The organism is Hymenobacter latericoloratus (genome assembly GCF_014199535.1).
In the GTDB taxonomy this organism is placed as follows: domain Bacteria; phylum Bacteroidota; class Bacteroidia; order Cytophagales; family Hymenobacteraceae; genus Hymenobacter; species Hymenobacter latericoloratus.
The window spans coordinates 357095-381237 of the sequence record NZ_JACHNV010000002.1 but is presented as its reverse complement, the minus strand read 5'-3'; the positions used below and the strand labels follow the sequence as shown (position 1 = coordinate 381237).

Annotated in this window: 21 protein-coding genes; 11 read left to right on the top strand and 10 right to left on the bottom strand. The window is 62.1% G+C overall.

Going from position 1 to position 24143, the window contains the following annotated elements; genetic code table 11:
• Positions 1 to 130: 130 nt before the first annotated feature.
• Positions 131 to 943, top strand: a complete 813-nt coding sequence (locus GGU46_RS07340; protein WP_183402905.1) for an alpha/beta fold hydrolase — start codon at positions 131 to 133, stop codon at positions 941 to 943.
• A 152-nt stretch (positions 944 to 1095) separates the two neighbouring features.
• On the opposite strand, the gene GGU46_RS07335 is transcribed toward GGU46_RS07340, so the two are convergent.
• The 3 genes from GGU46_RS07335 to GGU46_RS07325 all read right to left on the bottom strand — a co-directional run bounded on the left by GGU46_RS07335 (position 1096) and on the right by GGU46_RS07325 (position 2822).
• Complete coding sequence (locus tag GGU46_RS07335) at positions 1096 to 1377, bottom strand: hypothetical protein (protein ID WP_183402904.1); 282 nt, start codon at positions 1375 to 1377, stop codon at positions 1096 to 1098.
• A 186-nt stretch (positions 1378 to 1563) separates the two neighbouring features.
• On the bottom strand, positions 1564 to 1785 hold the full coding sequence (locus tag GGU46_RS07330; protein WP_183403512.1) for a hypothetical protein: 222 nt from the start codon (positions 1783 to 1785) through the stop codon (positions 1564 to 1566).
• 527 nt (positions 1786 to 2312) lie between these two features.
• Positions 2313 to 2822 carry a nuclear transport factor 2 family protein gene (locus GGU46_RS07325; RefSeq protein ID WP_183402903.1) on the bottom strand — a complete coding sequence of 170 codons (510 nt, stop codon included), beginning with the start codon at positions 2820 to 2822 and terminating at the stop codon, positions 2313 to 2315.
• 305 nt (positions 2823 to 3127) lie between these two features.
• Here GGU46_RS07325 and GGU46_RS22290 point away from each other — a divergent pair, with 305 nt between their 5' ends.
• On the top strand, positions 3128 to 6559 hold the full coding sequence (locus tag GGU46_RS22290; protein WP_183402902.1) for an SbcC/MukB-like Walker B domain-containing protein: 3432 nt from the start codon (positions 3128 to 3130) through the stop codon (positions 6557 to 6559).
• Positions 6560 to 6653: 94 nt separating this feature from the next.
• Here the strand turns inward: GGU46_RS22290 and GGU46_RS07315 are convergent, their stop codons facing one another.
• Both GGU46_RS07315 and GGU46_RS07310 read right to left on the bottom strand, forming a co-directional pair.
• On the bottom strand, positions 6654 to 7721 hold the full coding sequence (locus GGU46_RS07315; RefSeq protein ID WP_215906281.1) for a DUF6687 family protein: 1068 nt from the start codon (positions 7719 to 7721) through the stop codon (positions 6654 to 6656).
• Between the two features lie 48 nt (positions 7722 to 7769).
• A complete protein-coding gene (locus tag GGU46_RS07310) occupies positions 7770 to 8063 on the bottom strand; it encodes a sulfotransferase family protein (protein ID WP_246398867.1) in 294 nt (97 codons plus the stop codon).
• Positions 8064 to 8316: 253 nt separating this feature from the next.
• Here GGU46_RS07310 and GGU46_RS07305 point away from each other — a divergent pair, with 253 nt between their 5' ends.
• From GGU46_RS07305 to GGU46_RS07290, 4 genes are all read left to right on the top strand, one after another.
• Complete coding sequence (locus GGU46_RS07305; protein WP_183402900.1) at positions 8317 to 8757, top strand: hypothetical protein; 441 nt, start codon at positions 8317 to 8319, stop codon at positions 8755 to 8757.
• 164 nt (positions 8758 to 8921) lie between these two features.
• Entirely contained in the window at positions 8922 to 9230 is a 309-nt protein-coding gene (gene trxA, locus GGU46_RS07300; protein ID WP_183402899.1) for a thioredoxin, read from the top strand.
• A gap of 140 nt (positions 9231 to 9370) precedes the next feature.
• The gene (locus GGU46_RS07295; RefSeq protein ID WP_317171870.1) at positions 9371 to 11671 is read left to right on the top strand and encodes a TonB-dependent receptor; all 2301 of its coding nucleotides are present in this window, start codon (positions 9371 to 9373) and stop codon (positions 11669 to 11671) included.
• Positions 11672 to 11713: 42 nt separating this feature from the next.
• Entirely contained in the window at positions 11714 to 12553 is an 840-nt protein-coding gene (locus tag GGU46_RS07290) for a DUF4249 domain-containing protein (RefSeq protein WP_184093981.1), read from the top strand.
• Between the two features lie 88 nt (positions 12554 to 12641).
• Here GGU46_RS07290 and GGU46_RS07285 read toward each other — a convergent pair whose 3' ends face one another.
• The 3 genes from GGU46_RS07285 to GGU46_RS07275 form a co-directional block, all read right to left on the bottom strand.
• A complete protein-coding gene (locus GGU46_RS07285; protein WP_183402896.1) occupies positions 12642 to 13460 on the bottom strand; it encodes a purine-nucleoside phosphorylase in 819 nt (272 codons plus the stop codon).
• Positions 13461 to 13668: 208 nt separating this feature from the next.
• Positions 13669 to 15438, bottom strand: a complete 1770-nt coding sequence (gene sppA / locus GGU46_RS07280) for a signal peptide peptidase SppA (RefSeq protein ID WP_183402895.1) — start codon at positions 15436 to 15438, stop codon at positions 13669 to 13671.
• Positions 15439 to 15794: 356 nt separating this feature from the next.
• The gene (locus tag GGU46_RS07275) at positions 15795 to 17042 is read right to left on the bottom strand and encodes a replication-associated recombination protein A (protein WP_246398944.1); all 1248 of its coding nucleotides are present in this window, start codon (positions 17040 to 17042) and stop codon (positions 15795 to 15797) included.
• A gap of 244 nt (positions 17043 to 17286) precedes the next feature.
• Here GGU46_RS07275 and GGU46_RS07270 point away from each other — a divergent pair, with 244 nt between their 5' ends.
• The 5 genes from GGU46_RS07270 to dinB all read left to right on the top strand — a co-directional run bounded on the left by GGU46_RS07270 (position 17287) and on the right by dinB (position 22643).
• The gene (locus GGU46_RS07270; RefSeq protein ID WP_183402893.1) at positions 17287 to 18225 is read left to right on the top strand and encodes a DMT family transporter; all 939 of its coding nucleotides are present in this window, start codon (positions 17287 to 17289) and stop codon (positions 18223 to 18225) included.
• A gap of 243 nt (positions 18226 to 18468) precedes the next feature.
• Complete coding sequence (locus GGU46_RS07265) at positions 18469 to 20115, top strand: carboxylesterase/lipase family protein (RefSeq protein ID WP_183402892.1); 1647 nt, start codon at positions 18469 to 18471, stop codon at positions 20113 to 20115.
• Positions 20116 to 20284: 169 nt separating this feature from the next.
• Positions 20285 to 20584, top strand: coding sequence for a hypothetical protein (locus GGU46_RS07260; protein WP_183402891.1), 300 nt, complete (start codon positions 20285 to 20287; stop codon positions 20582 to 20584).
• 46 nt (positions 20585 to 20630) lie between these two features.
• The gene (gene map / locus GGU46_RS07255; protein WP_183402890.1) at positions 20631 to 21395 is read left to right on the top strand and encodes a type I methionyl aminopeptidase; all 765 of its coding nucleotides are present in this window, start codon (positions 20631 to 20633) and stop codon (positions 21393 to 21395) included.
• Between the two features lie 165 nt (positions 21396 to 21560).
• Complete coding sequence (gene dinB, locus GGU46_RS07250) at positions 21561 to 22643, top strand: DNA polymerase IV (RefSeq protein WP_262890931.1); 1083 nt, start codon at positions 21561 to 21563, stop codon at positions 22641 to 22643.
• Positions 22644 to 22700: 57 nt separating this feature from the next.
• Here dinB and GGU46_RS07245 read toward each other — a convergent pair whose 3' ends face one another.
• Positions 22701 to 23024: a hypothetical protein gene (locus GGU46_RS07245; protein WP_183402889.1), complete on the bottom strand. Its 324-nt coding sequence runs from the start codon at positions 23022 to 23024 to the stop codon at positions 22701 to 22703.
• Positions 23025 to 23173: 149 nt separating this feature from the next.
• Entirely contained in the window at positions 23174 to 24118 is a 945-nt protein-coding gene (locus tag GGU46_RS07240) for an N-acetylornithine carbamoyltransferase (RefSeq protein WP_183402888.1), read from the bottom strand.
• Between the last annotated feature and the right edge of the window lie 25 nt (positions 24119 to 24143).

Genomic DNA, 24143 nt, shown 5'->3' with positions numbered 1-24143 from the left:
CGCTACTTTATTGAGAAGCGCTTGCTTAGGCTGTGTATTATTTGGAGCTTTTAGCACATTGCCTGAAAACAGGCTGCAGAATTGCTACGGAGACGCACTGCTTCCGCCAGCTTTTTCTAGTGTTATTGCTATGGACATTCTTAAACGTCACCACGTTTCTTCCTACGGATCGGGAGTTCAACCCATTCTGTTTTCGCACGGCTTCGGCACCGATCAGCACGCCTGGCAATACGTGGCCCCCGCCTTTGCCGCCCGTCATCGGGTGGTGCTGTTTGACCTGGTAGGCGCCGGCAGCTCCGATAAAGCCGCCTACGATTTCACGCGCTACAACACGCTGGAAGGCTACGCCGACGATTTGGTGACCTTGCTGCGGGCCTTGCAGCTGCCGAAAGCGGTGTACGTGGGCCACTCAGTCAGTGGCATGATTGGGGTGCTGGCGGCCATCCGGGCTCCGGAGCTGTTCGAGCGGCTGGTGCTGCTGGCGGCTTCTCCCTGCTACCTCAACGACGGCGACTATTCCGGGGGCTTTGAGGCGACTGACTTGGAGGAGTTGCTCGGTTTTCTGGACCGCGACTACCGGGCCTGGTCGAATACGATGGTTCCCAATTTGGTTGGGGGCGACATGCGCCCGGAGCTGGTTGATGAGGTGCTCGACAGCTTTTCCCGCGTCGATCCGGCCATTGCCCGCCAGTTTGCCCGCGCTACGTTTCTTTCCGACTACCGCTCCCAGCTAGCCCAGCTACAGGTTCCTTCCCTGATTATTCAGTGCGCCGACGACTCCGTGGCTCCCGCCGAGGTAGGCCACTATCTGCACGACCATCTGGCCGGCAGTACCCTGGAAATCCTGAACACCACCGGCCACTACCCCCACCTTAGCGCCCCGGTAGCCACCATTGCCTGCTTGGAGCGCTACCTGCGCGCCACCTGGCCCAGCGCCAACTAATGCGCAGGTAGCGCCGCTAGCACTCCGGCCGGCTCAGTACACAACGCTTACCTTGTGTTATTCCGAGCGCAGCGAGGAATCCGGGTTACTTCATCAGGAAACCAGATTCCTCGCTGCGCTCAGAATGACAGGTAGCACCTGATTTCCCCACGCTACAGCGGCTCGTCGTGGCTGGTGTTGCTGGCGCCGGGGTCCGCGTCGCCGCCCGCGTCAGCGGCTGCCGTTGAGGCCGTGGCATCAGTGGGCATGTCAGGGCCGGTTTCGGGTTCCGCGGAAGGCGTATTTTCTTCCGTGTCGGCCGGGGTGCTTTCGGGGCGCGGCAGGTTGGTGGCGTCGTCGGTAGCGGCGCTCTGCGTATCGGGGGTGCCTTGGGTGGGTGGCGTGTTATCGGCTGGCGCCGGCTGCTTTGGCTTGTCTTTGGGGTCTATGTCCATGATGCAGGTAAGGAAGGGAAGGGAGGAAGTAGAGCCGCTCAGCAGGTAGCAGCTAGTAAGCCTGTGTACGGCGAAGCTGAACAGTTGGCTGCACCAACCCTGCTAATTCAAACCATACTACACAGCCCTTCCCCATTCCCGTTGCCCATCATGAGCAACGTTGGCTCTAACCGCCCGAGCGGTACGCTAGGTGGCTTGGTTTCGGGCTTGTTTGGCGGCAGAAGCGCTGCTTATCGGCAGCGCCGGGGTTGCCATGCCAAACGGCACCGTCGCGCCCGGAAACGTGTGCCCCATGCGCTGGGTGCCCACACTGGGGTGAACATACTGCACCAGGTTTTCGGCGGGCTTCGGAGTCTGGGCGAGGGTAGGCAGGGCCGTGAGCAGCGCGGCGAGGAGCGGGAGTTTCATCAGCTTCAAGCAAGAGCGTTGAAGCTGGGAAGGTAGGAACCAGCTACTTGACTGTAGACGCAGATATATAAGAATAAAGCCGCAATCTGTCATTAGATAACTCTATTTGAAATTGGCCAACTTCTTCAACTTTGCGCCGAATAGAGATAATATCTTGTTCTTTTGATTGGTCATTGTGGATAGACCGAGGAAAATCCAGCCATTCTATTTCCTTGTATGCGCACCAGCCGCTGAGTGCAGGCACACCTGTAACCATGGATTCCATAGCCGTATCATAGTAGTCTAATTTGTAACTAATTTGTTCTTAAATAATCAATTTTCGGGACGAACTATTTTCTTCCCAAATTAGCTTCACTAAGCATTCTTGTACTAGCTGCCAGTTTTCCACTAATACCTTGATTAGCTTTACCCATTTAGCATTGCTCATTGTGGGAGCTAAGCCTCTACTTATAATTATCTTATCGAGTGAATCATTGTCTCGTTTCTGTGTAAGGGTTTTCATATTTCAAATAGAAAAAACAAAGCAATTAATGCCCGTAACTCACCACCCGCGTTACTTTCCACTGCCCGTCGCGTAGGCGCCACACCATCATGTTCTTGAAAGTACCGCAGTCGTCTCGGCCGTTCTCGACGTGGCAGAAGCGGTGCTGGTAGGTTTCTACGGCCCCGTAGCCGCTGATGGGGTACACTTCCAGGGTGCCGGGCACGAGCTGGCGGTTGAGGCCGGTGGTTTTGTTCTGAGCAAACAGGTTGCGGAAGCCCTGCATGGTTTGCTCAAAGTTGGCCAGGCCGCCTTTGTCGTGGTAAAACTCCAGGTCTTCGGCGAAGAAAGTTTGCAGCCGAGCTGCATCGTGGCGGTTGAAGGCCGCGAACATGGCGCTATCCAGCCGGGCAATGGTGCGGTACAGCTCCGGGGATATGGGTGGAGGCGGCAACACGGCCAGAGCGGCGGGCTTGGTGGCGGTGCAGGCCGTGGTGCCGGGCCCCGCCAGCAACGCGGCTACTGTGGTGGCATACGCCACGGTTCGGGTGAGCATAGGGGGTAGGAAAAAGTAAGGGGAGGACGGCAAGATCTAACTATACAGGGGATTTCTATCTTCCTTCGACGAGCGTGTGCATCCGATTCCTCTTTTGGGCGAAGCTGCGGCCGGCTCCCTACCCCTCGTCCGTGAGTAAACCCTGCTCTCCCGTAACGCCCCGGCCACCACGGCCCAGTGCTCATGGAGTGCACGCAACGGAATGTATTGCGGGCCGGGTCGGTTAACTTTGCAGCTCCCCCGGCAGCTTCGGTGCGCGGGGCTTCTCCCCTAGTTGCTATTTGCTTCGGCGCCGCTCTGCCCGCATGAAAATTCTCCGCGTCCGCTTTTACAATCTCAACTCCCTGCGCGGGGAGCATACCGTTGATTTCAGCCAGACTCCCCTTTCCGACGCGGGCCTGTTTGCCATTACCGGCCCTACCGGCGCCGGCAAAACCACTATTCTGGATGCCATTACCCTGGCCCTCTACGGCCAGGTGCCCCGCCACGAAACCAGCGGCCCCGAGCACGTGATGAGCCATGGCACCGGCGAAAGCTGGGCCGAGGTAGAGTTTGAAGTAAACGGCCGGCAGTACCGCAGCAAGTGGGGCCAGTACCGCGCCCGCAAGCGCCCCGAAGGCAAGCTCCAGGACCCGAAAATGGAGCTAAGCGAGCGGAAAGTAGCTGATGACGGCGAGGAAACCTGGCCCTTCCTCGAAACGATGAAGCGTAATGTGCCCGTGCGCATAGCGGAGCTCAGCGGCCTGGAATACAAGCAGTTTCTGCGCTCCGTGCTCCTGGCTCAGGGCGACTTCACCCGCTTTCTGAAGGCCCCGGCCGGCGAGCGGGCTCAGCTGCTGGAAAAGATTACCGACACCCGCAAATACTCCGACATTTCGCGGGCGGCTTTCGAGCAGGCCAAGCAGGAAACCCTGAAAGCGGACCAGCTGCGGGCCGGGCTGGCCGGCGTGACCTTGCTTTCCCCGGAGGAGGTAGCGTTTTTGGAAGAAGAAGCCCAGCAGTTTACTGCGCAGTTGAGCGCCGCCACCGCCGCCCAGGAGCAGCTGCGCGAGGCCCGGCAGTGGCACCTGCGCCGGCGGGAGCTGCGCCAGAAACTGGAAGCCACCCAACTGCGCCAGCAGCAGCTCCTGGCTCAGGCCGAAACCCTGGCCCCCCTGCGCCAGCGCCTGGCCCTGCACCAGCAGGCCGCCCCCTTCGCCACCGACTACGCCCTGCTGCGCCAAACCGACGAGCAGCTGGCGCGCCTGCACCGGGAAGTGGAACAGCTCCGCGGGCAGCTGCCCCAGCTGCAGGAGCGCCGCGCCACCGCCGCCGACGCCCGGACCAGCGCCCAGCACACGTACGAGCAGGCCGCCGCCACCCAGCGCGCCCAGGACCCCAAGCTGCGGGAAGCCGAGCTGCTGGACCATCAGATTCGGGAAAAGCAGCAGCGCCTGGAGCAGGGCAAGCAGGAGTATCAGGAGCAAAACCAGCTCTGGAAGCAGCAAAACCAGGAAGCCACCCAAGCCGACAGCCAGAGCAAGGAGCAGCGCCAGCAGGTGCGCGAGCTGCGCGAATGGCTGCTGCCGCGCACCGTGCTCAGCACCGTAGCCGAGGCCCTGCCGCCCCTCAGCGGCTACCTCCAAGACTGGCAGTACATCCAGACGGAGCTAACCGAGCTGGGGCGTACCCTGCAACAGCGGCAGCAGCAGCTGGCTTCCGCCACCGTTACCGAGCAAACCAGCGCCGAGCTGCTGCGCGCGGCCCAAACCCAGCTGGCCACGGCCACCGCGCAGCAAACCGCTGCCACCGCTGCCCGCCTCGACTGGCGCCACCAGCTCGGCCACCATGTTAGGCGCCTGCACCGCGAGGAAGAAGCCCTGGAGAAAAGCCTGCAGGATTTGCGCCGCCTCATGCACGCCCACCAGCTCATTCTGACCCACGAAGACGCCCGCCAGCACCTGCGCACCGGCGAGCCCTGCCCGTTATGCGGGGCCCTGGAGCATCCCTACGCGGCCGGCGTGCTGGGCGTAAGTGAGGATTCTTTGCTCCGGGACCAGGAGCGGGAGCAGGCGCTGACCCAGCAAACCGTAGCCCTGAAAGGCCGCATTAACCGGCTAGTGAGCATTAGTGGGCTGCTGGATACCGACACGCTGCCCGCCACCCCCGCCGATGCCGGTTTACGCTGGCTGACGGAGGAAGAGGAAACCACCGTGCCGGGCATTGTGCGCGGGCTGGTGCAGGAGCTGCGCACCCTGGAAGAGCAGCAGCAGCAGGCCCGCCTGGCCCAGACCCAGGCCGAGGCCGACCAGCGCAACGCCCGCCAGCAGCAGCAGCAACTGCAAGCCGAGCTGAAAGAGCTGGAGCTGCGCCTGCAGGATGCCCAGGAGCAGGCCCCGAAAATCAAGGAAATCATCAGTAGTCTATTGAAGTCGTTCGGGCTGGAGTTTTCCGGCGAAAACGGCCCCGCGCTGGTGCGCCGCCTGGAGCAGGCCGGCGCCACCTACCGCCAGAAGCTGCAGGAAGCCGAAAAGCTGGAACGGGACCTGGAAGTAAACCAGGAGCGGGCCAACGCCGCCCAGCAGCGCCGCCACGAGCTGCAGCAGTGGCTCAGCCAGCGCAAAACGGAGCTGCACACGGCCCACACCGAGCTGCAACAGCAGCAGCAGCGCCGCCAGGAGCTGCTGCCAGATGCCGACGTAGCCCGCGCCCGGCAGGTGCTGGAAGAGGCAGCACGCGCCGCCGACCAGCGCCGCCAGCAGGCCGATCAGCAGTTTCAGCAGCATGATACCGCCCTTACTGTGGCCGCCGCCCGCCTGCGCCAGCACGAGCAGGATGCCGGGCAGCAGCAGCAAATCCGCCAGGAGCGCTTCGCGGCCTTAACTACGGCCCTCACCGCCGCTGGCCTGTCGCCCGACCCGGCGGCCCTGCCGGCCCTGCTCCTACCCCCCCCGGAGCTGCAAACCCTGCAGACCCAGCTGCGCCGCCACGAGCAGGAAACGGCCCTGGCCGCGCAAACCCTGCAGGAAACCACCCAGCAGCTGGAGCAGGAAGACGCCCGCGCCCTCACCCCTGAGCCCCTGGAAAGCATCGACCACCAGCTCAGTGCTACCAACCAGCAGTTGGCTTCCCTGAATCAGCAGCTGGGGCAGCGGCAGGAGCGCCTGAGCAGCCACCGGGCCGGGCAGGAGCGCCACGCTGCCCTGGCCGCCGAGCTGGAGAAGCAGCAGCAGCAGGCCCGCCGCTGGCGCCAGCTAGCTGAGCTCATCGGCTCCGCCGATGGCAAGAAGTTCAGCGAGTTTGCCCAGGGCCTTACCTTGGCGCGCCTCGTGGAGCTGGCTAACCGCCACCTGCACCGCTTCACCGACCGGTACCGCATCCAGCGCAACCCCGAGCAGCACCTCGACCTCCTGATTCAGGATGAGTACCAGGCCGGCGCGGTGCGCACCATGAACTCGCTGTCGGGCGGGGAGAGTTTCCTGGTGAGCCTGGCCCTGGCTCTGGGCCTCTCGGAGCTGGCCGGCCGCCGTACCCAGATTGATACTCTCTTCATCGACGAAGGCTTCGGCACCCTCGACCCCGACACGCTGGACGTGGCCCTCTCGGCCCTGGAAATGCTGCAGGGCACGGGCAAAACCATCGGCATCATCTCGCACGTGGAGGCGCTGAAGGAGCGCGTCACCACCCAAATCAGCGTCCGCAAGGGCACGGGTGGCGTCAGCTCCCTGCAAGTGCTGGGCTTCGGGCAGGAAGTGTAGCGGCTGATAATAAACTGTCATCCCGAGCGGAAACGGGAAGTCTGGGTTCACGGCCAGAAACTAACCTAGATTCCTCGCTTCGCTCGGAATGACACTACTCGCCTCCGCCTACCTCCCGGATTTCGGCCCAGCTCCAGTAGCGCCGGGGCCGGATACCGGCGTAGCGGCTCCGGAAAAACGCTACTACTTCTGCTTCCAGCTGCTCCGCCGGAATGGAAGAAGCATGGATGGGCCGTTGGTCGGGGTCGGCGTAGCGCTGGGGTTTGGTGAGGGCTTTGCCGCTCAGGCGCAGCAGCGGGCCGGTATCGGTAACGCCATCGAAGGTCCAGCGGTGGGGCGCCAGCTCCTGGTCGTTGAGGCGGGTTGCCAGCGCCGCGAGGGGTAGGCGCGGCAGGGTGGGGCGGCTTTCCAGATCAATCCAGGTGGTGTACTTGTACTCAAATTCATAGCGCTGCCCATCGTACAGGCTCAGCACCATATCGGCGCCGGCCGTGGGGCCAAACAAGGCGTAGTACGGAACGGGCCGGGGCGTGCGCACCACCACCAGCCCTACCTCGGGGTAGCGGCGCAGCGTGGTGGCGGGGCTTTGCATCAGGGCCACGCCCTGGCTTACGCGCAGGTACTCCGGCTCCCAGGCCGCCCGGCCGGTTTCCGGATCAAGCAGTACCCCCGCAAAGCGCGGCAGAAACCACTCAAATTTCTCGGCTGAGGCCTCATCTTCGCGCCGCCGCCGGGCCGGCGCCCCGAAGGGCTCGTAGAAGCGGGCCTTTTCCTCCGCGTTCAGCCAGCATACCAGCCGCAGGGCCTGGTCGGCCAGCGGGTCGGCCCAGTTTATTTCGCGGAAGTCGCCGAGGGTAGCCACCAGCCGCAGCAGGTGCTCGTGCTCCAGGGCCAGCTCCGGGTTCAGCAGGGCCCAGACGCCTACAAAACCGTCCACATCGAAATGATTGGCCGTAACGGCCGGCGCCGCCAGGCCCGGCGTGGCCGGCTGGCGCAGAGCCCGCAGCACGGATCCGGCGCTGGTATCATCGCGCAGCAGCGCTGGGGTTGCCGCGCCGCGCCAGTGGGCCAGTGTCAGGGCCGCCCCGGTGCCGGTGCTATCGACTACAATGGTGGGCTGCTGCCGCAGCTGCCGGAACGGCACAAAAAATCGGGTTATCATCACGGAAAAGGCCTCGGTAGAAGAGAGCCCAAAGGTAAGCGCCCGGCCCTACCCCCGACGGGCCCGGCGGTTACTGATGCGCTCTACCCGGTTGCGCCGCACCCAGTGCAGGTACTTCTGCAGCTCCTCGGCCGCGCGCAGACGTTCCACGGTGTTGTAGCGCCGGGCCAGCTCCCGGTTGGTGAGCAACAAGTGCACCGTGCTATGGCAGGGCTGACACAGGTCCACGATGGGCCCGTGGTGGCCGCCTTCTTCGCGGGGTACTAAATGGTGGCGCGAGGTGTGCTGCACTTCCCGCTCGCACAGGCCGCACCGTATTTCTGCCGGTAACGGCTCGGGCAACGTCCATGCGTACTTTTTTCTTCGCATCGCTTCTTCTTTTTCTTCTATCCTCTACAACAACACCGATGCCGCCGCCAGGATTCACTCTTGCTATTTTGATAAAATAGAAATCAAAATTTTGTGAGTACTTTCAAATAACATCTATATTTGGTTGCGCCTCAGCCGCATACACCGTGCAAAAGGGCTGCATCTTCGTTTCATCCATTTCTCTGTTCAGGCAACTGCTCATTTTTTCACTTTTCACCGTTTTTCTATGCGCGTTTCTACTCCTGCTTTCTCTTTGTCTCGTGTGTTGCGGGTAGCAGGGTTGCTACTGGCACTGATGGTTTTCTCGCCTGCTACTTCTAAGGCACAAACGTGGCTGGTTTCCACGGATGCCTACGTGAAGCTGGGCGTGGTAGATAAGTTCAGCCAGCTGGGCGCCTACACCGCTAAGTTTGTGGTTATCAACCAGGAAACCGGCAAAGAATACATCCTGTCCAAGCAAATTCCCAAGGGCCAGAACGGCATAGACGTTATTTTCCCTTCCGAGGCTTCGGAGGCCGATTATTTCAAGACCGAGAGCGGAGAGGCCGCCGCTGCCCGCCCCGGCCGCTACACCTGGGAGTGCCAGGTAAGCGGAAAAAAAGTGGTGGGAGGGCGCTTTAGTTTTTCTGAAGTCGCAAATGATGTTACCTTGCTAGGCAAGAACTAACCTCCTCCTCTTCACCCACTCACTTACAAGGGAAAGCCCGGTGTTGCAGCACCGGGCTTTTTTGTGCTTGCCCCCCTCCGGAAAAACCCGCTACCCGCCCCCGCTTTCCTGCGTACAAGCCGGAGCGGCGGCGCGGTGCCGACCGTTTTTTGCGGTTTTATCTCATGCCGAAGAAGTCGTTTTCTGAGCTTATTAACAGCCCCGGTATGCCGGTGCTGGTTGATTTTTACGCCGACTGGTGCGGCCCCTGCAAAACCATGGCTCCCATTCTGGAGCAGGTGGCGGCCCAGCACCAGGGCAAACTCAAAGTCATCAAGATTGACGTGGACCGCAACCCGGCGGCTGCGCAGCAGTTTCGGGTGCAGAGTATTCCTACCCTGATTTTGTTTCAGAAGGGCCAGCCGGTATGGCGGCAGGCGGGCGTGGTTTCGGCGGCGCAGTTGGGCCAAGTGGTGCAGGGCGTGCTGAAGTAAGCGGGGCAAGGAGCCGCGAGTAAACTTCCGGGGCGTCGTAGGGGTTGGGTAGAGTGTCCGTACTTTTGGACTCCTCTGTACTGCTGCCCCGAATGACCCTACGGCTCACTCTTTTAAGTATTGTATTTCTGCTGAGCGCTGTGCTGCCGCCGCGTTTGCAGGCCCAGGTCCGGCACCTGCTTTCCGGGGTGGTGCGCGCCGCGGCGAGCCCCAACGAGCCCCTGCCCGGCGCTACCGTAGCCGTGCCCGCGCTGGGCATTGGCACCACCACCGCCGACGACGGCTCGTACTCGCTGCGCCTGCCGCCCGGCCGCCACCAGGTAGTGGCGTCCTTTATCGGCTACGCTACCCAAACCCGCGACGTGAACCTTACCCGCGACCAGCGCCTGGCGTTTCAGCTGGCCGAGGCAGGCAACGAGCTGGGCGAGGTGGTCATTGAGGGCTCGGGCTCGTTGGAGCAGAAGCTGCAAACCACTCAGATGAGTGTGGAGCGCCTAACCGCCCGCGAGGCCCGCCTGCTGCCGGCTTTGTTCGGGGAGGTGGACATTCTGAAAACCTTGCAGCTGAAACCGGGCGTGCAAAACGGCGGCGAGGGTACCAGCGGCCTGTTTGTGCGCGGTGGCTCCGCCGACCAGAACCTGGTGCTCCTGGACGACGCGCTGGTGTACAACCCCAGCCACTTGTTCGGGCTGTTTTCGGTGTTCAACTCCGATGCCGTGCAGTCGGTGGATTTGTATAAAGGAGGGTTTCCGGCCCAGTACGGGGGTAGGCTTTCCTCGGTGGTAGATGTGAAGATGCGCCCCGGCAACCCCGAGAAGTTCACGACCAGCGGCGGCCTGGGCCTGATTTCCTCGCGCCTGACCCTGGAAGGGCCCATCCGGAAGGGCAAAGGGGCTTTTCTGGTGTCGGGGCGGCGCACGTACTTCGATATCTTCACCCGCCAGATCAACCGACTTAACCAAGACGACCCGGACTACAACCCCATTCCCGACTACTATTTCTACGATTTCAACGCCAAGGCCAACTACAAGCTGGGCAGCAAAGACGAGCTGTTCCTGACCGGCTACCTGGGCAACGACGTATTCGGGTTCAACTCCCAGGGCGGCTTCAATTTCGATTTTAACTGGGGCAACACCGTGGCGGCCCTGCGCTGGAACCACGTGTTTACCCCGCGGTTGTTTCTGAACACCACGGCTTCGCTGACCAAGTACAAGTACCAGATCGGCAACAAGCTCGACCAGTTCGGCTTCAACCTGTCGTCCGACATCCGGGACCTGACCCTGCGCTCCGACCTGGACTATACCCCCAACGAGCGGCACGCCCTGCGCTTCGGGGTCACGGCCACGCACCACCGCTTCGGGACGGGCCGCCTGCAGGCCGGCTCCCAGGATGGCAGCGTCAACTTCGGCTCCAATATTACCTACTACGGCACCGAGGCTGCCCTCTACGCCTCCGACACCTACAAGCCCACCGAAAAGCTGCAGCTGGAGTACGGCCTGCGCCTCTCGGGCTTCCAGTCGGGCCCCGATGCCTATGGGGGGCTGGAGCCGCGGGCGGCGGCGCGCTACTCCCTCACGCCCAACGTCTCGCTGAAAGGCAGCTACGCCCTCATGTACCAGTACGTGCACCTGGTGACAAACACGGGCGCCTCCCTGCCCACCGATATCTGGTACCCCTCGCGGCAGTCCGTCAGGCCCCAGCGCAGCCAGCAGGTAGCGGGCGGGGTGAGCTGGCTGCTCGGCGACGGGCGCTACCTGCTCACCAACGAAGTGTACTACAAGTGGGCCCAGCGTCAGATTGATTTCAAGGACGGGGCCCAGCTGTTCGTGAACCCCGAGCTGGACTCCGAGTTTCTGTTCGGCAAAGGCTGGGCCTACGGCAACGAGCTGTACCTGGAGAAAAAGCAGGGCCGCACCACCGGCTGGGTGGGCTACACGCTGTCCTGGACGAAGCGGCAGTTTCCGGCCCAGCGCGGCACCAACGGCATCAACAACGGCCGCCCCTTCTACCCTACCTACGACCGGCGCCACAACCTCACGGTGGTGGTGTTGCACCAGCTGAACCAGCGCATCAACCTCACGGGCTCCTTTGTATTTACCTCGGGGGCCGCCACTACTCTGCCGCTGGGCCGGTTTGCGTTTCAGGATGTGGTGGGCGCCGAGCCGAGTGCCGTGCCCATTTACCCCGAGCGCAACACCTACCGGCTGGCGCCCTACAACCGCCTGGACCTGGGGCTGGTGTACAAGCTTAAGCCCATCCGGACGGGCGGCGAGTCGGACCTGACGTTTAGCGTGTACAACGCCTACAACCGCCGCAACCCCTACTTCGTGTATTTCGACCAGGTGAAGGATGAGGCCACCGACCAGGTGCTGAACTACCGCGCCCGGCAAGTGTCGCTGTTTCCGGTGATTCCGTCGGTTACCTACAACTTTAAATTTTAAGCGCGGATGATGCGAATTACTCAGATTTCGCGGATTTTGAGGATGAAACTAGCCGCTCCGCTGCACAGGGCCATGCCAATGGGTAGCCTGGTAGCCGGCCTGCTGCTCAGCAACTGCGACCTGCAGAAGGACATCGATGTGGAGCTGCCCGCCTACCCCCCGCAGCTGGTGGTAGAGGCCTACCTGGAAAACGGCCGTGTGCCGCGCGTCACCATCTCGGAATCGGTGCCGTACCTGGCCGCGCCTACCCCCCAGGTGCCCACGGATGTAAAGGTGGTGCTGACTCTGCCCAACGGCCGCCGCGATACGCTGCGCTACGCCCCCAACATCAACCAGAGCTCCGGCAAGGCCTACACCCACAGCGGCACTACCCGCCTCACGGCCCGCCCCGGCGACGTGTTCCGGCTGGAAGCCTACGACACCCGCGGCCGCCGGCTGACCGGCACGGCCACCGTGCCGGCCACCGTGCCGATTGATGCGGTGGAGTGGAAATTCAACGACAAGCCCGCTGAGCAGCGCCAGGCCTACGTGCTTACCAAATTCCAGGACCCGGCCGCTACCCTCGACTACTACCGCCTGCAAGTGCACAAAAGCCGCCTCAACGACGACCCCGAGGTAGAATACACCATTGAGGACCGGCTCAACAACGGGCAGGCCATTACCCTGGGCACCTCCTACGAGTTCAACCCCCAGGATACCGTCATTGTCACGCTCTACCACCTCGACCGGCCTTATTTTCAGTTTCTGCAATCGGTAGAAGATGCGCGTGGCGCCAACGGCAACCCCTTCGCCCAGCCTTCGGCCATTAAAAGCACCGTGGAAGGCGGCATCGGGATATTTACAGTGCTGAGCTACCAGCGGCGGCAGGTGATTTTGAAATAGACGAGCATGCGGCCTACCTATTGGCCGTATTAAAAAAAGGCCCTTCCACTGATCATGAAGGGCCTTTTTTGTTTCATCGGGTCGTCTCTTACAGCTTTTCCAGCACCCGGCGCAGCAGGGCCGTGAGGCGGGGCTCGGCCACGGCGGCGGTGCGCAGGATGTCGGCAATGTCCACCTTCTTGAGCTTGCCGGGGGCGCACAGGTCCGTGATAACGGACACGGCCAGCACGGGCAAGCTCATGTGCACGGCGGCAATAACTTCGGGCACGGTGCTCATGCCCACGGCATCGGCCCCGATGGTGCGCAGGTAGCGGTACTCGGCGGGGGTTTCGAGCATGGGGCCGGGTAGGGAGGCGTACACCCCCCGGCGCAAATACTGGCCCAGGCCCAACTCCTGAGCGGCTTCTTCGGCCAGCTGCAGCAAACCTAGGTCATAGGGCTCCATCATGTCGGGGAAGCGGGGGCCCAGCTCATCGAGGTTTTTGCCGATAAGCGGGTTGGTGGGCTGCAGGTTGATGTGGTCCTCCAGCAGCATCAGGTCGGAGTAGTCGTAGTCGGGGTTGAGGCCGCCGCTGGCGTTGCTCACGAACAGGCGCTGAATCCCGAGCAGCTTCATCACGCGCACCGGAAACACTACCTGCTCCATGGTATAGCCCTCGTAGTAGTGGAAGCGGCCGCGCATCACCAGCACCCGCTTGCCGGCCAGCGTACCGGCCAGCAGCTCGCCGGCGTGGCTTTCCACCGTGGAAACCGGAAAATGCGGAATATCGGCGTAGCTGAAGCGGTGGGCTACCTCCACTTCCCTGGCCAAAGCCCCCAGGCCCGTACCAAGGATAATGCCGGCTTCGGGCTGAAAGGTTTGGAGCGTCTGGCGGAGGTAGGCGGCGGCTTCGTGGAGTTCGTGCATGGGGAAGGAGTTGTCAGTTATCAGTTGCCCGTTGTCAGGATGTCTTAACCGCAAGGTTTGTAAAAAGTCTGTCATCCTGAGTACGACGAAGGACCTTACCGCGCCAGAACAAGTCGTTATTACGGCTCGTGTTGGCGTGATAAGGTCCTTTGCTTGGGCTCAGGATGACAGTGGAGTAGCCGATTAGCTACTACTTACCAGCAACTGTTTACTGCACGTTCACCTCGAAGGGCATGCGCATTTGGGCGCCTTTCATTTCCGAGAGCTTTTTGTACTGCTGGTACATGGGGTACATGGGGCCCATTTCCTCGCGTACCATGCGCAGCTTGGCTTCCTCGGAGAAGGAGCTGAACAGGTTCTCGGCGAAGGACTTCTGGCGTGGCAGCTTCTGGATGCGGTAGTCGCCCTCCTTCAGGTTGGCGCGGCGGGCGGCAATGCGTAGGGCATCATCAAACGAGCCCAGCACGTCCACGAGGCCGCGAGCTTTGGCTTCCGTGCCCGACCACACCCGGCCCGAGGCCAGACGGCGCAGGCGCTCCACCGGCATGCGGCGGCCCTGGGCAGCTTTGGTGGTGAAGTCGGCGTAGATGCGGTTGATTTCGGCCTGGAACTGGCTTTGCTCGAAGGGGGTGAGGGCGCGGGTGATGGTGGGGAAGTCGGAGAACTTGCCGGTGGTCACGCGGTCCGTCGTCACGCCAATCTTGTCGCGCAGGAAGGGCTCAATGTTCGGCAGTACCCCAAACACCCCAATAGAACCGGTGATGGTGGTCGGGTGGGCCACAATCGTGTCGCAGCCCATGGCAATGAAGTAGCCGCCCGAAGCCGCCACGTCCGACATGCTGGCAATAACGGGCTTCACTTTCTTGGTCAGCATCACCTCGCGGTAAATAATATCGGAAGCCAGCGACGAGCCGCCGGGCGAGTTGATGCGCAGCACTACGGCTTTCACTTTCTTATCCAAGCGGGCTTTGCGAATGGCCTCGGCAAAGCGGGTGCTCCCGATGCTTTCGTTGCCGCCTTTACCGGTCACGATGTCGCCCTCGGCGTACACCACGGCAATGCGGTTGCCGCTGGTGCTGCCTTCCTCGTCGTCATCGTCGCCGGTCTTTTTGTAGTCCGACAGCTCAATGAGGCTGAGTTTGTCGTCTTTCTCTACCCCCAGCTTGCCCTTCATGTAGTCGGTAGCCTGGTCGTAGTAGCCCAGGTCCGTCACCAGGTTCAGGCGCTTGGCGTCGTCGGCGTTGTGCACCAGCATGGAGTCGGAAATCACCTTGAGACGGGCCGGCGCGATTTTGCGGGCGGCAGCTACCTCCGATAGCATGGCATCGTTCAGGGAGTTCAGGAACGACGAGGTTTGCAGGCGGGCCGAATCCGACATGTTGGTACGGAAGTAGGGCTCTACGGCGCTCTTGAACGAACCTACCCGGAAAATCTGGGCCTGCACGCCCAGCTTATCGAACAGGTTTTTGTAATACATCGTCTCGGAGCTGAGGCCGTTGAACTCCAGCGTGCCCTGGGGGTTCAGGTAGATCTTATCGGCCACGGAAGCGAGGTAGTAGCTTTTCTCCGACTGGGCATCAGTGTAGCTCACCACAAACTTGCCCGTCTTCTTGAAGTCCAGCAGCTCGTGGCGGATTTCCTCCATGGAGGCCATGCCGCCCTGTACCAGCTCCAGGTTCAGGAAGATGCCCTTGATGTCGCCGTCGGCTTTAGCCCGGCGAATGGCCGCCTTTAGCTCATCGAGGCCGATGCTACCCCGACTACCGCCACCCAGCATCAGTCCAATCGACTGCGGTTCTTCCCGCTCCCCAATGGGTTTATCAAGCTTGAGTTCCAGCACCGAGTTGCTGGCTACGGTCACTTCCTTATCGGAAGAAGCCGCGGCGGCAATCAGGGCCACCAGCAGCACTACCCCTACCAGGGCAAAGAGCACGAGGCCGGTGAGCGTCGCCAGCACGTACTTAAAAAATTGTCTCATCGTGAGTCAGAAAATTGGATAGTCAGATCGGTCTTGAAACAAAAGTATCGGCTTTTCCTCCCCCGTTCCGGCTATTCAACCAACGGGCGGTTTTGGGGCGGGAACGGGCGCGGATTAGGGTGTGAGGAGGGGTAGAAAGTAGTGGGCTTGTGTCATTGCGAGGAGGCACGACGAAGCAATCCTTTCTCTCCAAGTGATAAACCTGATAATGCGACAAGCCCTTCCGCCTGTGCTGAAAGGGCTTGTCACATCTTTGGGGGTAGCACATTTTCCCGGACGGATTGCTTCGTCGTGCCTCCTCGCAATGACACACGCTTACCACTTCACTTCTTACCCTCTTACCCTCCTACCCTACCTCAATACCCATATTTCTCGCCCCATAATTGGCGGAGGCGCTCCTGGGCTTTGGCTTCGGCGGGGTTCTGGCCGGGGTGGTAGAACACGCGGCCGCTGAGGGCTTCGGGCAGAAACTCCTGGTAAGCAAAATTGCCCTCGTAGTCGTGAGAGTACATATACTGGTTGCCGTAGCCGAGCTCCTCCATGAGCTTGGTAGGCGCGTTGCGCAGGGCAATGGGCACGGGCTGCACACCCTGCTGGCGCACCAGGGCCCGGGCTTCCCGGATGGCCTTGTAGCTGGCGTTGCTTTTGGGCGAAGTAGCCAGGTACACCACCGTCTGGCCCAGAATAATATCCGACTCCGGCATGCCGATAACCGTCACGGCCTGGAAGCAGCTTTGGGCCAGCATCAGGGCGTTGGGGTTGGCCAGGCCCACATCTTCCGAGGCCAGAATAAGCAGGCGGCGGGCAATAAACTTCACGTCTTCGCCGCCTTCGAGCATCACAGCCAGGTAGTAAAGCGCGGCGTTGGGGTCGGAGCCGCGGATGCTTTTAATAAAGGCCGAAATGACATCGTAGTGCATTTCGCCGCCCTTATCGTAGCGGGCGAGGTGCTGCTGGGCCAGCTGCTGCACAGCTTCATCGGTGATGACGATTGCGCCGGTTTCGGGGGTAGGGCGGCTGGCTTCTACTACTATTTCCAGCAGGTTCAGCAACTTGCGCGCGTCGCCGCCGGAAATGGTAAGCAGGGCGTTGTATTCCTGCACGCGCACCTTCCGCTGCTTCAGAACCTCGTCTTCGGCCAGGGCTTTGTCCACGAGACTGGTCAGCACGTCCCTGCCCAAGGGTTCAAGCACGTACACCTGGGCCCGGCTCAGTACGGCCGGAATAACTTCAAACGAGGGGTTCTCAGTAGTAGCCCCGATGAGCGTGACGACGCCCTGCTCCACGGCCCCCAGCAGCGCATCCTGCTGCGACTTGCTGAAACGGTGAATTTCATCAATAAACAGCACGGTGCCGCGCTGCTTGCGGGCCCGCTCAATGACTTCGCGCACATCCTTCACGCCCGCATTAATAGCCGACAGCGCCGCGAAGGGCAGCCCCAGCTCCTGGGCCAGCAGGTTAGCCAGGGTGGTTTTGCCTACCCCCGGCGGGCCCCAGAGAATGAGAGAGGGCAGGCGGCCAGCATTGAGGTAGCGCCGCAGCACGCCCTCGGGCCCGATAAGGTGCTGCTGCCCGGCATACTCCTGCAGGGTGCGCGGGCGCATGCGCTCCGCCAGCGGGGCACCGGGCCGGGGCAGGTTAGGCTGGGCGGAGGGGGTAGGGTCAGAATCGAACAGGGAGCCGGTGGCCATAGGAAAGGAAGCGCAGGTGAATAGGGCACGGGGCGGGGCTGGGAAATCAGCTGCGCCCCGGCGGCCGGCGGGTGCGGGCGGCCGGTAGCAAAGGTAACTACGACATTCCGCGGTTTTGCGCTGCGGGGGCGCGGCGGGCTGCTACCTTCGTGGCCGGATGAAGAACTCGTTGAAAGTACACGCGGCCCTGCTGGTGGTGGCCCTGATTTACGCCGCCAACTACAGCATTTCCAAGGATGTGATGCCGCGCTACATGGGCCCCTTCGGGCTGGTGCTGCTGCGCGTGGTGGGCGCCACCGTGTTCTTCGGCGCCCTCAGCCGCTTGGTAGCGCCCCAGGACCGCATCCGGGGCCGCGCCGATCAGTTGCGGGCCGTGGCCTGCGGGGTGCTGGGTATTGGGCTCAACCAGCTGCTGTTCTTCTCGGGCCTGAACCTGACCTCGCCCATCAACGCCTCGCTTATTCAAACCATTGCCCCGGTAGTCACGGTGCTGGCCTCGGCCGTGCTCCTGGGCGAGCGGCTGACGCTGCCGCGCCTGCTGGGCATTGGGTTGGCGGGCGCGGGGGCAGCCAGTATTATTCTGAGTCGGGGGCCGGTGGCGGCGGGCGGGCAGGATGGGCTGCTGGGCAACGTGTTCATTTTGCTCAATGCCACGGCTTTTGGGGTGTACCTGGTGCTGGTGATGCCCCTCATGCGCACCTACCACCCGTTTACGGTGCTGGCCCGCATTTTTCTGGTGGGCGCCGTGCTGGCCGTGCCCGCCGGCTGGCAGCAGGTACAAGCCGCCGACTACAGCAGTTTCCCAACGGGTATTTGGGTGGCTATTGCCTACATGGTCATCTGCCTGACCATTCTGGCCTACCTGCTCAACAACTGGGCCCTGAAATATGCTTCGCCCTCCCTGCTGGGCGCGTACATTTACCTGCAGCCCGCCCTGGCCGTGCTGATTGCCGTAGCCCTGGGCAAGGATGTGCTTACGCCCGCTAAAGCCCTGCAGGCCCTCCTGATTTTTGCCGGCGTGTTTCTGGTGAGCCGTAAGCCCCGCCAGCCCATACCGGCTGCCGGAGCCGCGCCGCTGGAGCCGGTGCAGGATTAGGCTACTGCGCCGGCCGCTACGCGGTTCTATTCCTTCCGGAAAGCCAAAACTGAACCTGTCAGTCTGCGCATCAAATAAAGCCGGAGCATGAGCCCTAGAATCCTACAGCTTATGGAAGCTGCTACCCCCTACGAAACTCTGGAAGGCCCGCGGTAGCTGCCGGATTTTGCCGGGGGTTCAGTACTATTGAGCATCCTGCGGGCGGCTTGCCCGTTATTGCTGCCACTCTTGCCTGCCTGTTCTATGAAAATTCTGCTGCTACTTTCCCTTCTGGCGGTGTCCGCCCTACCCCCGGCCGTGGCCCAAACCCCTACCGTTGTGACAGCCACAAAAGCAAACCCGCAGGTGAAAACGGCCAATGGGGTAGTGGCCGGCTTGATTACGGCCACGGGCATCCGCACCTTTAAGGGCGTGCCGTTTGCCGCGCCACCCTTGGGGGAGTTGCGCTGGAAAGCGCCGCAGCCCGTGCAAAACTGGACCGGAGTGCGCCCGGCCACGCAATTCGGGCCGCGCGCCATGCAGCTACCAGTATTCGGCGACATGAATTTCCGCTCCAATGGCGTGAGCGAGGACTGCCTGTACCTCAACGTCTGGACGCCGGCCAAATCCAGTCGGGAGAAGCTGCCGGTACTGGTGTATTTCTATGGGGGCGGCTTTATTGCCGGCGACGGCTCGGAGCCGCGCTACGATGGCGAGAGCATGGCCCGCCGCGGCATCGTGGCCGTCACGGTAAACTACCGCCTGGGGGTGTTCGGGTTTCTGGCCCACCCCGAGCTGACGCAGGAGTCGCCGAACAAGGCCTCGGGCAACTACGGCTTCCAGGACCAGACGGCCGCCCTGCGCTGGGTGCGGCAGAACATTGCCGCTTTCGGCGGCGACCCGCAGAAAATAACCATTGCCGGCGAATCGGCGGGCTCCATGTCGGTGAGTGCCCAAATGGCTTCCCCGCTCTCGAAAAGCCTGTTTGCCCGCGCCATTGGCGAAAGTGGCTCGATGCTGAACACCGGCTTCGGGCCCGTTCCGCTCCCGGAAGGCGAGCAGGCGGGCGTAGCGTTTGCCACCAGCCTGGGGGCCACTTCGTTGGCCGCGCTGCGGGCCTTGCCGGCGCAGCAGTTGCTGGAAGCGGCCGGCCAGCCCGGTACGCCCCGCTTCGCCCCTACCCTCGATGGCTACTTCTTCCCCCAGAAGCCTACCGCCATTTTCGCGGCCGGACAGCAGGCCCGCGTGCCGCTGCTGGTAGGCTGGAACTCGCAGGAAATGGGCTACCAGGCCCTGCTCGGGCCCCAACCGCCTACCCCCGAAACCTTCCGCCAGGCCGTGCAGAAGCTCTACGGGGAGCGCGCCGCCGACGTCCTGCAACACTACCCCGCCGCTACCCCCGAGCAGGCCGAGCAGGCTGCCACCGATTTGGCCGGCGACCGGTTTATCAGCTATAGCACCTGGAAATGGGCCGATGCCCACGCCCAGACGGGTGGCCAACCGGTGTACCGGTACCTCTACGCCCGGCCTCGCCCCGCCATGGTACCCGAAATGGGCAATGCTACCACCGGCCTGGCCGGCGGCGTAGTGAAGCAGGCCCCGGCCGCCGCCCCAGCCCCGCCCGCCAAGGGTGCGGTACACTCAGCCGAAATTGAGTATGCCCTGGGCAACCTGCCCGGCAACAAGGTGTTTGCCTGGACGCCCGACGATTATAAGGTGTCCGAAACGATGCAGAGCTACTTCGCCAACTTCATCAAAACCGGCAACCCCAACGGCCAAGGCCTGCCCCCTTGGCCGGCTACTACCCCCGGCCAGGCCTCGCAGCTGCTGCGCATTGATGTCACGACGAAAGCGGAGCCGGAGCAGCACCGGGCGCGCTACCTGCTGCTGGATCAGCAGGCCGGGAAGTAGCCGGGGCCGGGCCGGCACGGCCGGCGTTTCTGCCGCGGCAGCCGGCCCGCACCCAAGCTCCGCTACAACGTCGGCGGCCTGGGGGCGTACACTACGCTGCGCGTGGGTGGTCAGCAACTACGCCCGCGCTGTTTCGCAGCTATTATTTCTTCGCTAAACTCCTGGTTGTATGAAAATGAAAGCATCACCCGTCTGGATTGGGGCCCTGGTAGCCGGCAGCACGGCAGCCTTCTACTTCTGGCAGAAAAACGGCAGTTTCAAGGACCCGCAGCCGGCTACCGGTGTCCCCGACGCGGCTACTCCCCTGCCCTCTGCTTCTACCTCTGCATCAGGCAGTAGCGGCAGCCGTACTCCTTCCGCCGCGAACGGCCACGTCCGCGACGTGCAGGCCAGCGACCCGCCCGCCCCCGACACCGGCACCAACTTTACCGTGCAGGGCGACGTGCACCAGCCTGGTAGCTCCAACTAGCGAGGGCCAGCCAACGCTGCCCCCAAACCCCAGAACCCTCCACGATATGTCCATTACCTCAGAAGCAGAATTAGCCGGCCTGCAGCGCGTCAGTGAAGCGGTAAGCACTACCCTCAGGGCAATGCGCAACCATGCCCGGCCGGGCATGACCACCAAAGAGCTGGACGAGTACGGCGGGCGTATGCTGGCGGCGTTAGGCGCTACATCAGCCCCCCGGCTGGCTTACGGCTTCCCGGGCTGGACGTGCATCAGCCTGAATCATGAGGTGGCGCACGGGGTTCCCTCCGGCCGCAGGGTGCTGCAGGAAGGCGACCTGGTCAATATTGATGTGTCGGCGGAGTTGAGCGGCTATTGGGCCGACAACGGGGGGTCCTTTGTGCTCGGGACTGATATCAATAACCATCAGCCCCTGGTGGATGCCTCCCGGCAGATTCTGCGCACCGCCCTCGGCCGCATCCGGAGCGGCGTCCGCATTGCCGATATTGGGGGACTGATAGAGGCCGAAGCCCGGAAAGCGGGTTTTCGGGTTATTAAAAATCTGGTGGGCCACGGCATCGGCCGCAGCCTGCACGAGGAGCCCGCCGAAATTCCCTGCTACTACGACCGCCACAATCACAAGCGCTTCCGGAAGAACTCGGTGGTAGCGGTAGAAACCTTTATTTCTACTCGCGCTACGCTGGCCCACCAGCTCAGCGACGGCTGGACGCTGGCCACCCCCGACGGCAGCTTCGTGGCCCAGCACGAGCACACCATTGTGGTCACGGAGGGCAGGCCTATTATTTTAACCCAGGCCAACAGCATTTGGGCGTGAGTTTCCAGAACGAGGACGCAGCCCCCTACATAGCTAGCATACAACCGTTTAACCCGCAATACCGGCGTTAAATTACACGGCAGCCCGGGCTATATAGTTCCGGATGTCGGGGGCAACGCTGAACTTTATGCTGGCCGCGTAAAGTTCAGCGTTGCCCTTTTTGCTTTGGAAGCCCTCCCGGAAACCCGCAAAATCATCCACCTCGACATGGATGCCTTCTACGCCTCGGTGGAGCAGCGCGACAACCCCGTACTGCGCGGCCGGCCCGTGGCAGTGGGCGGCTCCCGGCAGCGCGGGGTAGTGGCGGCTGCCTCCTACGAGGCCCGGCAGTTTGGGGTGCGCTCGGCCATGCCTTCCAGTACGGCCCTGCGCAAGTGCCCCGGGCTGGTTTTTGTGAAACCGCGCTTTGAGGTGTACAAGGAAGTGTCGCGGCAGATCCGGGCCATCTTTGCCGAGTACACACCCCTGATTGAGCCGCTTTCCCTGGATGAAGCCTACCTTGATGTGACGGAGAACCTGAAAGGCATCACGCTGGCCACGCAGGTAGCGCGCGAGATTCGGGCCGAAATTCTGCGCCAGACCCAGCTCACGGCTTCGGCGGGCATTTCCTACAATAAGTTTCTGGCCAAGCTAGCCTCCGATTACCGCAAGCCCAACGGCCAGTTCGTGATTCGGCCCGACCAGGGCCCGGCTTTCGTGGAAAAACTGGGGGTAGGCGAATTTCATGGCATCGGGCCGGCTACGGCGGCGCGGCTCAACAACCTGGGCATCTTTACGGGCCTCGATTTGCGGCAGCAGACCGAAGCATTTCTGCGTCAGCACTTTGGTAAGGCCGGCTCGCACTACTACCGCATTGCCCGCGCCCAGGACTTCCGCCCCGTGGTGTCCGACCGCCTGCGCAAATCCATTGGCTCCGAAACCACCTTCGAGCAGGATTTATGGACGCCCGAAGAGCTGCTAGAGGGCCTGCAGCCCTGCCTCGATTCGGTGTGGCAGCACTGCCAGCGCACGGGCTTGCGGGGGCGCACGGTTACGCTCAAGGTCAAGTACGCCGATTTCCAGCAAATCACCCGCAGCCGGACCCTCTTCGGCCCGGTCCCTACCCCCGAGGCCTTTGCCTACCTCAGCCACGAGCTGTTGACCGGCATTCAGCCTATCAGCAAAGGGATCCGGCTGCTGGGCGTCTCGCTTTCCAACCTCGAAACACCCGAGGAAGCCGTGGGCAAGCAGCTGGCACTGTTGCTCTAAACGCAAAACCGCCCCGACTGGAGTAGGCAGGGCGGCTTCGGTGGAAAGCAAACGACCTTACTGGGGGTCAGCTTTTACTTTCGACTTTTTCTTCTTGTCCTTCATCTTCACGTCTGCGCGGGGGGTAGTCGTGGGGCTCATAGTGCCCGAGGTGCTCGACTGGGTTTCTACCGTGGTAGTGGTAGAAGCGGGCGTAGTGGTGGTTTGGTTGATGGTGGAGCCGGAGGTAGTACCCTGCATGGGCTGGGTGGGCTGCGTCTGAATGGTGGTGCTCTGCGCGGGCTGGGTCGTGGTGGTAGTGGTGGTGCTGGTGTTGGTTTGGGCGTTAGCGGCCGAAATACCAGCTACACATACAGCGGCAATGGCAAGGAGCTTTTTCATAGCAAAAATGGTCGAGTGGAACGTTAGAAGTCAACCGCACGGCCGGCTTCTGACAGCCTCTAACGAAGCTCGCCCGGGAATGTTGTAATTCGACCTGTTTTTGTCCTACTTTCGGCCTTATAGCACTGCGGAGCCGCGAAAAAACAGCATCACTTCAGCAGCTCGTGCAGCACGGTTTGCATGGAGAACACCCGGTTGCCGGCCTCCTGAATCACCAGGGAGTTGGGCGAGTCCAGAATGGCGTCGGATACCTCCACGTTACGGCGCACCGGCAGGCAGTGTAGAAACTTGGCGTCGTTGGTGCCGGCCATATGCTCGGGCGTGAGCATCCACGCGGGGTCGTTGCTGAGGACCTGACCGTAGTTATGGTAGCTGCTCCAGTTCTTGGCCTGCACGTAGTCGGCGCCTTCCAGGGCCTTGCGCTGGTCGTACTCGATGCGGGCGCCCTTGGTAAATTTGGGGTCCAGCTCGTAGCCTTCGGGGTGAGTGATGACGAAGTCCACCCAGTCGATTTCCGAGAACCAGTCGCAGAACGAGTTGGGCACGCACTGGGGCAGGGCGCGCACGTGTGGGGCCCAGGTCAAGACCACTTTCACCCGCTCCTTCTGCTTGGTTTCGGCCACCGTAATCAAGTCGGCAAAGCTCTGCAGCGGGTGCAGGGTGGCGCTTTCCAGGCTGATGACGGGCACGGTGGCGTACTGCAGAATCTTGTTGAAGACTACCTCGTGGTAGTCCTCGTCGCGGTCCTTGAGCGTGGGGAAGGTGCGTATGCCCAGCACGTCGCAGTACTGGCTCATCACGGCAATGGCTTCCTTGATGTGCTCCTGCGTGGAGCCGTTCATCACCGCGCCGTCGGCCATTTCCAGGGTCCAGGAGTCGGCGCCGGCGTTGAGCACCCAGGCTTGCGCCCCGAGGTTGTAGGCGGCCTTGATGGAACTGAGGCGGGTGCGCAGGCTGGGGTTGAAGAAAATCAACCCGACGGTCTTGTTCTTGCCCAGGTGCTGGTAGCCGAAGGGGTTCTGCTTAATCTCCAGCGCCTGTTGCAGCAGGGCGCGGTAGTCGGGTGCGTCGGCAAACGAGGTGAATTTTTTCATGGGGTGAAGTAACGCGAAGTTTCAC

Excerpts from the sequence above, each read along its gene's own strand:
- map (WP_183402890.1), top strand. The coding sequence starts at position 20,631 with ATGTCCATTACCTCAGAAGCAGAATTAGCCGGCCTGCAGCGCGTCAGT.
- GGU46_RS07305 (WP_183402900.1), top strand. The coding sequence starts at position 8,317 with ATGCGCGTTTCTACTCCTGCTTTCTCTTTGTCTCGTGTGTTGCGGGTA.
- GGU46_RS07265 (WP_183402892.1), top strand. The coding sequence starts at position 18,469 with ATGAAAATTCTGCTGCTACTTTCCCTTCTGGCGGTGTCCGCCCTACCC.
- GGU46_RS07260 (WP_183402891.1), top strand. The coding sequence starts at position 20,285 with ATGAAAATGAAAGCATCACCCGTCTGGATTGGGGCCCTGGTAGCCGGC.
- GGU46_RS07330 (WP_183403512.1), bottom strand. The coding sequence starts at position 1,785 with ATGAAACTCCCGCTCCTCGCCGCGCTGCTCACGGCCCTGCCTACCCTC.
- GGU46_RS07245 (WP_183402889.1), bottom strand. The coding sequence starts at position 23,024 with ATGAAAAAGCTCCTTGCCATTGCCGCTGTATGTGTAGCTGGTATTTCG.
- GGU46_RS07315 (WP_215906281.1), bottom strand. The coding sequence starts at position 7,721 with ATGATAACCCGATTTTTTGTGCCGTTCCGGCAGCTGCGGCAGCAGCCC.
- GGU46_RS07325 (WP_183402903.1), bottom strand. The coding sequence starts at position 2,822 with ATGCTCACCCGAACCGTGGCGTATGCCACCACAGTAGCCGCGTTGCTG.
- sppA (WP_183402895.1), bottom strand. The coding sequence starts at position 15,438 with ATGAGACAATTTTTTAAGTACGTGCTGGCGACGCTCACCGGCCTCGTG.
- GGU46_RS07275 (WP_246398944.1), bottom strand. The coding sequence starts at position 17,042 with ATGCGCCCGCGCACCCTGCAGGAGTATGCCGGGCAGCAGCACCTTATC.
- GGU46_RS07340 (WP_183402905.1), top strand. The coding sequence starts at position 131 with ATGGACATTCTTAAACGTCACCACGTTTCTTCCTACGGATCGGGAGTT.
- GGU46_RS22290 (WP_183402902.1), top strand. The coding sequence starts at position 3,128 with ATGAAAATTCTCCGCGTCCGCTTTTACAATCTCAACTCCCTGCGCGGG.
- GGU46_RS07290 (WP_184093981.1), top strand. The coding sequence starts at position 11,714 with ATGAAACTAGCCGCTCCGCTGCACAGGGCCATGCCAATGGGTAGCCTG.
- GGU46_RS07285 (WP_183402896.1), bottom strand. The coding sequence starts at position 13,460 with ATGCACGAACTCCACGAAGCCGCCGCCTACCTCCGCCAGACGCTCCAA.
- GGU46_RS07335 (WP_183402904.1), bottom strand. The coding sequence starts at position 1,377 with ATGGACATAGACCCCAAAGACAAGCCAAAGCAGCCGGCGCCAGCCGAT.
- GGU46_RS07270 (WP_183402893.1), top strand. The coding sequence starts at position 17,287 with ATGAAGAACTCGTTGAAAGTACACGCGGCCCTGCTGGTGGTGGCCCTG.
- trxA (WP_183402899.1), top strand. The coding sequence starts at position 8,922 with ATGCCGAAGAAGTCGTTTTCTGAGCTTATTAACAGCCCCGGTATGCCG.
- GGU46_RS07240 (WP_183402888.1), bottom strand. The coding sequence starts at position 24,118 with ATGAAAAAATTCACCTCGTTTGCCGACGCACCCGACTACCGCGCCCTG.